The following is a 12,538-nucleotide window of genomic DNA, read 5'->3' as shown; positions in this document are numbered from 1 at the left end:
GGCCGGCCGGACCAGCGGCACCAACCCGGCGCCCGCGACCGGGTTCGCGGCGTCGAAGGCGGCCGAGACCGCTACCGAAGCGTGGGAAAGACGCGGACGACGCCTTGTTGTCCCTGTCTGACGGAACCGTGGAGAGTTCCCCTTCCCGCAGGCCACAAGGCATCCTCTGCGTTCCGGGCCTACCCTGACCGCGTCTCGGCCGGCTCGCCTCTGCTCAGACGTCGCGGACGCACCGGAAACCGAGGTTGCCGGTCGTACTGTCCGGCGTATTGGCGGTGCGCGCGGCGACGCGGTACCGGTTGCAGTACGAGCCGTGGCACAGGTACGAACCACCGCGCATCACCCGCGAGGTTCCACGCAACGGGCCCGCCGGGTTGCTCCGGTGGCCGGCGGAGTGGTCGGTGGTCCACCAGTCGGCGCACCATTCCCAGACGTTGCCCGCCATGTTGTACAGGCCGAAGCCGTTGGGTTCGAACGCGTCCACAGGCGCGGTGCCCTTGTAGCCGTCCTCCGCAGTGTTCCTGGTCGGGAAGTGGCCCTGCCAGATGTTGCAGCGGTGCTCGCCACCGGGCGTCAGGTCGTCCCCCCAGGGGTAACGGCGCTGCTCCAGTCCACCGCGGGCCGCGTACTCCCATTCCGCCTCGGTGGGCAGCCGCCCGCCGGCCCAGCGGCAGTACGCGGCGGCGTCCCGCCACGACACGTGCACCACAGGGTGGACGGCCAGCCCGTCGAGCCCGCTGCCAGGTCCCAGCGGGGACCGCCAGTGGGCGCCGGCCACTCCGCACCACCACGGTGTCTGCTCCGGCCGGGCCGCCCCCCGTCGCAGCGCCGCAGGCAGGAAGCCGGCGAAGACGAAGGACCAGCCGAACCGTTCGGCCTCGGTGACATAACCGGTGTCGTCCACGAAGGCGGCGAACCGCTCATTGCTCACCGCATGTACGTCGATCCGGAAAGGGCGTAGGGTCACCTGCCGGATCGGCCCCTCGCCGTCGGCCGCGAAGCCCTCGGTGTCATCGGTGCCCATCAGGAACGAGCCGCCGGGCAGGTGCACCGTGGCGTCAGCGCGCGCCGACGCGCGGTCAGCCGCGCGCCCTTCGGTGCGCGCCGTCCGCTCAGCGTTCCCCAACCCGCCTTCCTGAGCACTCCGTTCGGCAACCGCCGGTCCGAGGCGCGCCGAGCCGTCTGCGGATGCCATCCGCACGATCGGCGGCGCGATCGTGGCAACCGTGGTCACGGTCGGGGCGGCCGATGCGCCGACGGCCGGGCCGTGACCGCCCCCCGCGTCACGCGCAGGCGCGCAGCAGGACGGCGTGTGCGGCACGGCTTCACTCATCGGATCTCTCTCCGGTTCGGTTTGGACGGCAGATCATAAAGCCCCCGCGTTTCCGTGGTGGTCCGGCTGGTGCGGACCCCGGGCCATCGTAGGTCAGCCTGCTGGGGACGCTGTGGCGCCGGATCCGCTGCGCGGGGACAGACGCCGGGCCTGTGGGTGCCGGCTCAGGTCTCCCGGGTGGCCTGGGACGACTCCGCCTTCTGCGAGCTGGTCCAACCGTCGCTCACCGCGCTCAGCCGCGACACCGCCGGCTACGGCGCCCCCGCGGGGCGACAGCTGCGCGAGGCCGACCTCGCGCGCACGCCCGGCTCCGCCGGCCGGCACCAGAGTCTGGACAGGGCAGCCGAGTCGTGCTGTCATTCTCGTCGACTTCAGCTGTGCAACGTTATAAACCCGTGTCCGCATCGCGTTGACGCCCCGTCGCCCCACTCCGGCGACCGGCGCGCAGACGCCTGCCCATGAGCCGCTTCCCTCACTTCAGCCTCGGAGGATCCGATGCGCCGGCACCGTGACGCCGCCGTCCCTGCTTCGCAGGAGCCCGCATCCCCGGAGAACGGCCTCACCCGCCGCAACCTCATGCGCCGGCCCGGCGTGGCGGGTGTGACGGCGCTCGGTGCCTCACTGCTGCCCGGTGCGGCACAGCCCGCCGCAGCCGCCACAGCCCCGGATCCATCCCCGCGCTCAACCGGGCAGCCCGCGACAGACTTTTCGTTCGACCCGATCAGGCCGCCCGCCGAGCCGCCGGCGGTGCGCTCGCCCCACCTCAGCACCTGGCTGTCGGCCGACAACTCCGCCGGCACCTGGCCGGCCCTGCTCACCCTGCGTGAGTCCGGCGACGGCTGACCCCGCCGGGGCGGGGCGCCGAGTCCGCACGCCAGGCGCCCCGCCCCCCGCCCGACCTGCCCCGCCTGCCCCGCCTGCCCCGCCTGCCCCGCCTGCCGAAAGGACGTCATCCACCATGCCCCAGAGACAGAGCGGCCCTGCAGCCGCAAACCGGACCAGGCTCCGGCTGTCCGCGCTGCTCGCCGCCGTCAGCCTGACCGTCGCCGGTGCGACCGGGCTGGCCGGCACCGGAGCCGCGGCCGCGGAACCCGTCGCGGACCGCCCGGCGGCCGCGGCCGGGCCGGCCGTCGGGCCCGGCACCCATGTACTGGACCACGCCTCCTACCTCGCAGGCTTCAACGACCAGCAGTGGTACGAGGCGAACATCCCGTTCGTCGACCTTCCCGACCGCACCATCCAGGACGTCTACTACTACCGGTGGCGGGTCTGGAAGGAGCACCTGCGGTACACCGATCCGGCCAACGGCTGGATCCTCACCGAGTTCCTCGACTGCTGCGGCTACGCCGCCCCGTACCAGGCCGTCAATGCCGCCGCCGGCCACCAGATCAGCGAGGGGCGCTGGCTGCGCGACCGCAGCTACCTCGACGACTACACCCGGTTCTGGCTCAGCGGCCCCGGCTCCGCCCCGAAGCCCGCGACCGACAACGTCAACGCCGACACCACCGACTGGGCCCACGAGTACAGCTTCTGGGCGGCCAGCGCCGCCTATGCCAGGGCCCAGGTCACCGGCGACTTCGGGCAGCTGGTCAAACTGCTCCCGGAGCTGAAGCGGCAGTACCGCGGCTGGGACAAGCAGTACACCCCCGAACTCGGCCTCTACTGGTCGGTGCCGGTCTGGGACGCCATGGAGTTCTCGGCATCCTCGTACACCTCCGGCGACCCGTACCACGGCGGCGCCGGCTACCGGCCGACGCTCAGCTCCTACCAGTACGGCGACGCCATGGCGATCAGCCGGATCGCGGCGCTGGCCGGAGACGACACCACCGCCCACGAGTACAAGGCCCGGGCGGCCGCGCTCAAGACCGCGATGCACCAGTGGCTGTGGGACCCGAGCCGGCAGTTCTTCATGACCATGCCGCGCGACGACAACCCGGAGCACAAGCTGGTCGACACCCGGGAGGAGATCGGCTACATCCCGTGGCAGTTCGGCGCCGCGGACCCCGCTGACGCCCCCGCCTGGGCCCAGCTGCTGGACCCGCAGGGCTTCGCCGCACCCTACGGTCCGACCACCGCCGAGCGACGCAGCTCCTGGTTCATGCACGAGGCCGGGGACTGCTGCCGCTGGGACGGGCCGAGCTGGCCGTTCTCGACCTCACAGACCCTCAGCGGGCTGGCCGACGAGCTCGACGACCAGCCTGCCCAGCAGGTCGTCACCCGGGCCGACTACGCCGCCGCCCTGGCGACGTACGCCCAGACGCAGTACCGGAACGGCCGCCCCTACGTCGCCGAGGCGCACGCGCCGGACCAGAACACCTGGATCTACGACGGCAACAACCACAGCGAGGACTACAACCACTCGACCTTCAACGACCTGGTCCTCTCCGGGCTGCTCGGGCTCCGGCCGCAGGACGGTGCGCAGCTGCGCATCCAGCCGCTGGTCCCGGCCGACTGGGACCACTACGCGGTGGAGAACGCCCCGTACCACGGCCACAACGTCACCGTCCTGTGGGACCGCGACGGCACCCACTACCACCAGGGCGCCGGCATGCGCGTCTACGTGGACGGCGAGTTGGTGCGCAGCTCGGCCGAGCTGCGCGACCTGACCGTGCCGGTCGGGCCGTCCCAGGGCGGCAGCCGCCAGGACACCGGCACCGGGCTGGTGAACGACGCGGCCAACCCGCTGCGGCGCGGCTTCCCCAAGCCGATCACGTCCTACACCTGGCGCAACGACAACGCCTGGAACGCCCTGGACGGCAAGGTGTGGTTCAACGAGGTGCCGGAGAACACCCGGTGGACCAACTACTCCTCGCCCAACGCCCAGGACTGGTACGGCGTCGACTTCGGCGTCCCCACGCCGGTGAGCGACATCCGCTGGTACGGCTACGATGACGGCGGAGGCGTACGCCCGGCCTCCGACTACCGGCTGCAGTACTGGACCGGCAGCAGCTGGACCGACGTCCCCGGCCAGCAGCGTGAGCAGGCCCAGCCGGCGGGCAACGGCCTCAACCGGATCACCTTCCCGGCCGTCACCACCGAGCGCGTCCGGCTGCTGTTCACCAACCCCCAGGGCGCCTACGTGGGCGTCAGCGAGTTCCAGTCGTGGGCGCCCTCCAGCCGCGACGCGGAGGTCACCGTCGGGCCCCGGGACGCCGACGGCGCCGTGCCGGTGGACGGGCCCACGACCGTCGCCGTGACGGTCGCCAACACCACCCACCGGCGGCTGCTCGACCCCGCGGTCTCGCTGGCCGTGCCCGACGGCTGGACGGCGGAGCCCGCCGACACAGCACAGCCGGACGCGGTTGCCCCGGGCGGATCGGTGGTGCGGCGGTTCACCGTCACGTCGCCCGGCGGCGCGACGGGAACCGACACGGCGCTGGTGGCCACCGCCACGTACCGAGCCGACGGCGGCACCGTGGTGAGCACCCACACCCGGCAGCTGCTCACGGTCGCCTTCGACCCCGACGCCTACCCTGTCCGGCAGGTCGCCGACGACTTCACCACAGACACCCGGGCGGACTACGCCGCGCGGCAGCCGTTCGCGGACGAGGTGGTACCGGAGCTGTCGGTGGCCGACGGGGTCCTGCGCGGCAGCGCGGACCAGCGGTTCTTCACGCTGCTCGACCGCGGCACCAGCCCCGCCTCGGCGGACTCCGTCACCATCGTCGACCCGGCCGCCTTCATCGGCGACGCGCCGAACGAGGACAGCCTGTTCGTCGGTCTGGTACGCGACGACACCACCTATGTCGGCGCCTGGTACAACAACCACCACCGCTCCAGCGGCATCGACGTCCGCGTGAACGGGCAGCTCAACCCGTCGGGCACCGGCGCCTGCTGCGCCTCGGTCACCCTGGTGCCCGGCGACCGGCTGGCGCTGCAGACCCATGGCACCACGATGACCTCATGGGTGGAGCACGACGGCCGGTGGCAGCGTCTGGTGTCGACCGACGTCGGATCGGCCCTCGACCTGTCGAACCCGGCCGTGCGCTCGGCGTACCACTTCATGTTCGGCGTGCGCGGCGATTCCGGAACCATCGCCGTGGACCGGTTCGAGGCGCGCAGCGCCGGTTCCTGAACCCTGACCGGGCCCCGCCCAGGGGGCGGGGCCCGGTCGCCTTGGTCTGACATCGACGTGTCGCCGCCGGCCGACGGCACAGCGCCTCCAGGAGGTCTCCGTCTGAGTCCGTCTGGTCATCCGTTTCACGATCACGTCCACACGCGTCGCGTGGGCGTGCTCGGACGCTGGCCGGTACCGCCGCGGTCGGGGCGGTCGTGCATCTGCCGGCCACCGCTCGTGGCAGCGACCCTCGCCCGGGCAGCATCCAAGAACGTCACTCAGGACTGACCGGTCAGAGGGTGGGGCCGACGACTCAATCGATCTCCAGGCGAATGGCGTCATAGAGGACGTCGTTGACCTGGCCGTTGCTCGGGTCGTTGATCTGGAAGACGACCTCGTTCTGCCCACTTTCCAGGACGGAGGCGTCGAACGCGAACTGCCTCTGCAGGTACAGACCGGAGCAGGCACCGCGGTAGGAGGCGTTGCTCGCCTCGGTCTGCTCGATGGGCCAGGCGAACGTTGCATTGCCGTTCACCGTGATGTTCAGCTGTCCGACGGTTCCCGCCGGCGGTGTGAAGGCATTGCTCAGAGACCAGGAGGCAAGGGCAACCGTCAAAGTGGCAGTCGCCCCCGGGCGTGGTGTCTGGCGCAGGTTGAACTCCACGCGCCAGGCCGGCATCGTGGTGCCGTTGACCTGCTGGTACTGAACGTAGTTCCAGTTCCGGACCGTACTCTGCCCGGCCATATAGTTCACCACTCCCCCAGGGAAGGACTGAGTGAACGACTGGTTCAGGCCGTACTCGCGGAACTCGCAGCCATTGCGGAACTCTACCGAAGTACGGGTGGGCGTGCCCACCTGCCAGACTGTCTCGCCGGCAGTCGGCGGCACCCAACTCAGCGGGGGCATGGACACAGTTTGGCCGGCGCCGACGTGCACGTCGTCCAACTGGAACTCGCCGAACGTCCCCGGTCGGTACGCCGAAAGCCGATAGGTGCCGGGGCGCACACCGGTCAGCTTGAAGCTGCCGTCGGGCTCGGCATCAACCCAGTACTGGTAGCCGCTGGAGGCACGCTGGAACTCGATGTTGTTGTCGGAGAGCACCACCGTGGCTCCCCGAACGGAACCATGAGTCATGTGGAGCTTGCCCTTGACGGTTCCCCGCTGACTCGTGGTCACCCAGCCCGGGAGCGCCAGGTTGTCCCAGAAGTCCTGATGCAAGGCGGGGTTGGCCCACTTCACCGCGTCAGCGCGCATGGCCGCCCCGTCATTGCCCTGGTTCAGATACAGGAAGTACGGGCCGTAGGTCTTCCCCCAGTCGCCCACCGCATCCATGGGCTTCGAGCCAAAATGTGATGCCTGGATCATGTTCAACAGCACAGGCGAGTCAGTGGTCTGGTGCGCCGTAAGGTCCTGCCGCAGGGGGCCACCGTTCTCAGCCTCCTTGTTCGGCATCGTCAGCCAGGCACCAAAACCGTTGCCGTACAGGCCGTGCACGACGTGGTCCTTCCAGTAGACCGACCAGTCGTACTTTGTGTAGTAACGGCGCCCGTAGGGCGATCCCAGGCCCTGCAGGTCAAAGGTCGAGTCCATCACCGCAGGCGCGGCCTTGAGGTTGGCCGGCGTCGGAAGAGTCGAACTGGACTGACGCCACGTGACCCCGATCGGATCGTCCTCGACCGAGATGTTCGTGAATATCGCAGGATCCAGCCTGAAGACGGTTCGTGCCTGGGCTATGCTGTCAGCAGCGTCACCCGCCTTGTGGGAGATCTCGGTGGCGATGTGGACGCCCGGTTCCCCATCCTTGAGGATGTAGTGCTGGACGAGCGTCAGAGGCATCGCCGCCGTGGCCGGGTGCGCCATGGCAATGTCGAGGAAGTTTGAGCCCTGACGGACGGAGTAGGTCGTCAGGCTGGGCTCGTGGTGGCCGAGCACGAAATACCCGAAAACCGTCTCGTTGGTGTCCCAGTACGCGTAGCCGCCGTTGGCCATGAGTTCCGTGCCTGAGAGCTTGAGCGAGGTCATCGCGCCATCGGACTTGCGCAGGGTGAAGGTGACCACCCCGTTCGTCGCCGTGATCGACGTGGACGTGTCCTGGTAGGAGAGGCTGCTGCCATCGGCGCGGGCTGCGGAAGCCCCGAAGGTCAGCGGCACCAATGCCGCGCCGGCAACCGTGGCCGCCCCGTAGGCAAAGCGTCGACGGCTCATGCCGTTCATGTCGCCCATTGCTGTTCACCGCTCTCTGGTTGGATTTGAGTGGACCGATTGACCGCCGACCTGTGATCGGCTGTGAGCGCACTTGGGAGTGCGCGCTGTCGCATGGTGAGTTTCCGGAGCCTGAAATTTCCTGGCACCGGCAGCGCTGTTGATTCGGTCCCGCCTTCCGCGTCGCGGCAGAACCCACCCGCGTCCTGGATCCGGAGAAAACCGGCATGTCGCCGGCAGGCGTCCCGTGTTCGGTTCTCCTGCCGACGGAGTCGCGACCGACCAGGCTTCGTGGCTGACCGGGGGCTCGCCCCGGGCCCAGCTCCCGGGTACTCAGAAGCGGTGACGAGGCGTGGTGCGACCTCTTGAAAGGTTTCGATTCCTACGGCCGGGGACGCTATCGCCGCGCCTCGCGTCGGTCAAGGCTGTCCGGCTGATCCTCGAGCGGGATGAGCCTCCACTCTGTGCCGCTGGTGGCGCCGCCCCAGCGGCACTTGGGGTGCAGCCAGGGGATCCATGGGTCCATGGATGTAAGCCCCTTCTATGCTTCGCCCTCAGCTGCATGCATCGCTGAGCGACAACCGCATGTGTGCTCCAAGGTGCATGGTCACCCTCGGGCGTGGACCCGGGTCGGATGCCGCAGTCCTGACGAGCCGTCTTCCGTAAGGGGCAGCTTGCGCTGCGGCGAAGGATCGCTGAAAGTACCAGATCAGCGCCGCGTGCGTGACATCCACGAGGGCCACCGTGGCCTCCCTGCGGCGGGGCCTCAGGGGCACCCCAGGGTGGCCCACAGGGCGTCTGTGCGGGTGGTTCCACCAATCGCCCGAGGGAGCCCCGAGGTGTAGCGGCTGCAGACAGCGCTTTCCCGCTCTCTTGACGAGCAGGGCAGTGGATCCTTAAGGTCTGGGATGTCCACGCTCGTTGAATCGATTCACTTTCGACACAAGGGGACGCCCATGACATCTCGCAGTCCGAAGTCGTCTTCAACGCGCAGCCGATGGCAACCTTGTACGCCGCGGCGACGCTGCTGCCGCATCTGGACAGGTCGCCCGAGTTGCAGCCCCAGTTCGGAAGACTCCGTGCGGGGATGACGGCCGACCTGGCAACTCCCTGACCTTGGCCGGTGTGTGGCTCGGAACCTGTCGAGTCCAACGAGACGGTTTGCAGGGCGGTTGCAAGCTCCGGGATCGCGTAGATCGTCCGTGCTCAGCGGGAGTTGATGCAACAGCAGCACAGGCACGAGACCGGTGATCATCAGGGTGTCTACGCCAGCTGATCACATTGAGGTCCCGTGCCTGCCGCTCCATCCTCCTCGATCCCTGCCGCCCTGGCGAAACTGGGCCCCCTCCAGCGCACGACACCGGCCGCCTGCGCGCCCACCTCCAGCGCGTACCCGACCCCCGTTCGCGTCGCGGGCGGTGGTATCCCCTGGTCGGCCTGCTGCTGATCTGCGCCTGCGCAGTCGTCTCCGGCGCCCGGACCATCACCGAGATCACCGAGTGGGGACAGCGCGCCACCACCCATCCTCCGGGCCGGAAGGGCTGACGGGCCGCGCCCGTGTGGCCGGCACCCGGACCACGTGCGACCTGCGACGACCGGCCCCGGGAGTCCGTGGCTGACCGCCTCCGGGGGCAGGAGTCGGATACCAAGCCGTACATCGTGATGGCGGGAGTATCGGCTATGGGCGAGGATCGTCTTCATCCTCTCAACGGCCGGACGCTGGTGGAGCAGCCCTCACAACCTTCCGACGTAGGTGACCGGAGCGCCCGCTTCCCTGGCGCGAACCGCGATTCCCGGAGTGGCCCGCTCAGCCAGCGCGGCAATGGTCAGGGAGGGGTTGACGGTCAGGGATGCCGGGACAGCCGCGCTGTCGGTGACAAAGATGCCGGGGTGCCCGCGTAGTTCATGGGTGTCGGTCAGTGCGCTGGTCGCCGGATCGTCGCCGATGCGTGCGGAACCGATGGGGTGGGCGGTGACGGTCGCGGCCGGGTCCTCTGCCCATGGGCGGACCTGGGCGAGCCCGTCCTTCTCCATGATGGAGCGCAGGGCAGCGTCGGCGGTGTTCCAGGCGCCGCGGGTACGAGCCGTGGGGTGGAACCGCATGGTCCCCTCGCCGAGTCCGGGCGCCAGGCGGAGGAAGCTTCCGGTGACCGGCGGTGTGCCGAAGGTGCCTTCGTTGTCGTCCTCGGTCATGGCCAGCAGGGTGAGCCAGGAAGGCCACCTGGCTCGCATGTCGCGTTTGGCGACGCCGAACCAGCTGGGTGACGTCGTCGTCTGGGCGAGGAGATTGGTGATCGTGGGGAAGTAGATCTGCTGGAGCATGAAACGGCTGAACTCCGGGGCCGCCGGATCCAGGTAGTCATAGGTGGCGGCGGTGATGGGGCGGCCGATCGGCAGTCCCTCGTACGCGACTCCGTCCGGCCGGGACAACCCCAGCAGGGAACGCACTTTGGCTTCGTGACGTCGGCAACGCTGACCCGGTCGCCGTTGCCGGAGAAGTAGCAGCCGACCGCGGACGGGAGGCCGCCCAGCGTGAGCGCGGACCGCTGGAGTATCACCGGCGTGCCCACGGCTCCCGCGGCCAGCACCACGACCTTGGCGTGGATGACCCCGACGTCCGTGGTGCAGGTGTAGTCGTCCGGGTCGAGGACGGTGTATGCGACGGAGTACCGGTAACCGGATTCTGTGGACGGCCCGAGAACCTGCACTTCGTGCAGCGGCCGGATGTCGGCTCCGTACGCCTCTGCTCCCGGCAGATAGTTCAGCAGCATGGAGCGTTTGGCATCGAAGCGGCAGCCGGAGAGCATCCAGTTGCAGTTGGTGCACCGGCTGGTGTCGACGGCCACCGGCACCGGGTTGCAGGTGTGTCCGGCCCTGGTGCACGCCGCCGCCAGCACCCCGCCGGCGTAGGACACATCGTCCCAGGTCGTACGGGTCACTGGAAGTGTCTCCTCCACCAGGTCGTACCACGGGTCCAGCGCGGCACGGGTGAGGGAGGCAGGCCAGATGCGCCGGCCGAGCGATCCGCGGCGCTCAAAGGCGAAGGCGGGAGCACGCAGGGAGGCCGCGAAGTACACCACGCTGCCGCCCCCGACGCAGTTCCCGGCCACCACGGTGACGCCGTCGCCTTGGATGACGTCGACGATGCGGTTGTACGTGCCCAACTGCAAGGAGTGGGCGAAGTCTTCGGCCGCCAGCCGGGGCCCGCGCTCCAGAATGGTGACCCGGGCGCCCCCGGCGGCGAGGTGATAAGCCGGAATGGCGCCGCCGAACCCGCTGCCCACGACAAGGACGTCGGTGGTTTCCACGCTCATGCCGGGCTCCCCGAGACGGTCGTGGCCGGGTGGGAGGTCGCAAGGACGCGGCCGTAGGAGAACTGCGGGAACCGCCACAGGCCGTCGGGGTCCGGGCTGGGGAAGCGCAGCCACGTCAGACCGGGATGGCCGGCCGCCAGCGCCTCCCGGGTGTCACGGTGGGCAGCCGTGTCGAATGCCAGCCCGGTGATGAGGGCGAGCAGCTGCCAGATGGGCCTGTCCAGGTCGTCCGGGCCGAACAGTCCACCGACCAGCTTGGTGCGGTGGTTGAAGGACAGGCCGACGAACGGGGGTGAGGTCACCGGCAAAATGATGAGGTGGGCCACGGCGTAGGCGGTGGCGCGGACGTTGAGCAGCGCGCCGATCTCCGGCAGCAGCGGCGCCAGCGGCAGATCGGGAGACGTGAGCACGTCGACGACACCGGCCTGTACCGCGCCCGGTCCGGTGACCGCGCCCGCTATGGCCAGGTCCCCGGAATAGCGGCGCTCTCCGGGGATGAGAGTGTCGGCGAACGCCTCGAGGGTCTGCACGGTCCAGCTCTCGGCCGCCGCGCCGTCGGCTGCCACGGCGGAACCGGGCGACACCAACTGGCCGGCCCCCAGCAGCGCGACTGCGGCGGTCAGTCCTTTGAGTACAGTCCGACGGTCGACGTCGCGCCTCTCCGGGCCGCTCATCCCAGGACCGCTCATCCCAGGACCGCGCAGTACAGGTCGAAGGGCAGCGCGACGGTGGCCCCGCTCTCACCCGGGTCCTGTCCGTAGGCGGCCAGCACATCGGCCACGTTGGGGAAGCCGCCCGCCCGCAGCGCGACGACCACGTCCCCGACACCGACCGGCACTCCGTCGATCCGGAAGTTCGTCAGTCGCGCGCCTGCTTTCTGGGCGACCTTGTTCCACCAGTACTGGCCGTCCCACGCAACCAACGGAGTCGCCCCGGTGGTGGTCTGCACGCTCCAGTGGTCCTTCTGGTAGTACCGGCACGTGCTCAACGCGGCCGCGAACCGTGACGGCTCGGCGAGCAGGAAGGTGAGCGCGCCACCGTCGTCGAAGGTGATGTCGCGTTTGCTGTACTCCACACACAACGGATTGACGAACAACAGCGAGAGTGGGGGCTGTTCGCCTTCCCCGAACTCGTGCCAGGTGCAGGTGGCCGCGAACGACGGCTCGACGAAGGGCGCCACCGAGGACGCACTGGTCGTCGCGGCCGCCGCCGATCGGTCCGGAGCCGCTGACGCACTCGGTGACAGAACGGTGGCACACACGCCGAGGGTCACACTCATGGCGGCCACGAAGGTACGGACACGTAACGGGGGCACAGGAGACCTCCTGAGGGGGGCGAGGGCCGAGCGGAGTCGCTGAAGAGGGCCGCCACCGAGTGAGCCTGAACGAACGGGCGGTAGGGCCGGTGAACTGAGAGTGGGGCATGATTACCGGTCAGTACAAGAGGTTGAACAGTGGAATCTCTTCGACCGGGCCGCACCACGGCCGCATCCCCTGTGCGCCCGCTTCCGCGGGCGCCGTTCCGGGCCAGGTGCGGTTCTGCCTCCTTGTGCCGGCCACCCCGACATGGCTCCAGCACGCCGTGTGGTTCGGCGCGCTCACTGTTTCGGCAGGTCATCTGCACTCCGTCGG

The 12,538-nt window shown here is 69.5% G+C and carries 8 protein-coding genes and 1 pseudogene; 3 read left to right on the top strand and 6 right to left on the bottom strand.

Going from position 1 to position 12,538, the window contains the following annotated elements; translation table 11 throughout:
* Positions 1-214: 214 nt before the first annotated feature.
* A complete protein-coding gene (locus AB0761_RS36645) occupies positions 215-1,333 on the bottom strand; it encodes a formylglycine-generating enzyme family protein (protein ID WP_377273598.1) in 1,119 nt (372 codons plus the stop codon).
* A 495-nt stretch (positions 1,334-1,828) separates the two neighbouring features.
* On the opposite strand from AB0761_RS36645, the gene AB0761_RS36640 reads away from it, so the two are divergent.
* Both AB0761_RS36640 and AB0761_RS36635 read left to right on the top strand, forming a co-directional pair.
* On the top strand, positions 1,829-2,176 hold the full coding sequence (locus tag AB0761_RS36640) for a hypothetical protein (protein ID WP_377273597.1): 348 nt from the start codon (positions 1,829-1,831) through the stop codon (positions 2,174-2,176).
* A 115-nt stretch (positions 2,177-2,291) separates the two neighbouring features.
* Entirely contained in the window at positions 2,292-5,408 is a 3,117-nt protein-coding gene (locus tag AB0761_RS36635; RefSeq protein ID WP_377273596.1) for a discoidin domain-containing protein, read from the top strand.
* Between the two features lie 295 nt (positions 5,409-5,703).
* Here AB0761_RS36635 and AB0761_RS36630 read toward each other — a convergent pair whose 3' ends face one another.
* Positions 5,704-7,614 carry a polysaccharide lyase family protein gene (locus AB0761_RS36630; RefSeq protein ID WP_377273595.1) on the bottom strand — a complete coding sequence of 637 codons (1,911 nt, stop codon included), beginning with the start codon at positions 7,612-7,614 and terminating at the stop codon, positions 5,704-5,706.
* A gap of 1,260 nt (positions 7,615-8,874) precedes the next feature.
* Between AB0761_RS36630 and AB0761_RS36625 the strand changes: the two genes are divergently transcribed.
* Positions 8,875-9,138, top strand: coding sequence for a transposase family protein (locus tag AB0761_RS36625; protein WP_377273594.1), 264 nt, complete (start codon positions 8,875-8,877; stop codon positions 9,136-9,138).
* A gap of 189 nt (positions 9,139-9,327) precedes the next feature.
* Here AB0761_RS36625 and AB0761_RS36620 read toward each other — a convergent pair whose 3' ends face one another.
* The 4 genes and pseudogenes from AB0761_RS36620 to AB0761_RS36605 form a co-directional block, all read right to left on the bottom strand.
* Positions 9,328-10,041 (bottom strand): GMC oxidoreductase, encoded by a 714-nt coding sequence (locus tag AB0761_RS36620; protein ID WP_377273593.1) that lies wholly within the window; start codon positions 10,039-10,041, stop codon positions 9,328-9,330.
* 146 nt (positions 10,042-10,187) lie between these two features.
* Positions 10,188-10,907: pseudogene (locus AB0761_RS36615) on the bottom strand (GMC family oxidoreductase N-terminal domain-containing protein); the annotation flags it as partial.
* Positions 10,904-11,581, bottom strand: a complete 678-nt coding sequence (locus tag AB0761_RS36610; protein WP_377273592.1) for a DUF5987 family protein — start codon at positions 11,579-11,581, stop codon at positions 10,904-10,906. The gene AB0761_RS36610 and the pseudogene AB0761_RS36615, both read right to left, overlap by 4 nt.
* Before the next feature lie 11 nt (positions 11,582-11,592).
* Entirely contained in the window at positions 11,593-12,186 is a 594-nt protein-coding gene (locus AB0761_RS36605; RefSeq protein ID WP_377273591.1) for a hypothetical protein, read from the bottom strand.
* Positions 12,187-12,538: the final 352 nt, after the last annotated feature.

It is taken from the genome of Peterkaempfera podocarpi (assembly GCF_042466665.1).
Lineage (GTDB): Bacteria > Actinomycetota > Actinomycetes > Streptomycetales > Streptomycetaceae > Peterkaempfera > Peterkaempfera podocarpi.
The sequence above is the reverse complement of the archived record's forward strand: the minus strand, read 5'-3'. Positions and strand labels throughout refer to the sequence as shown.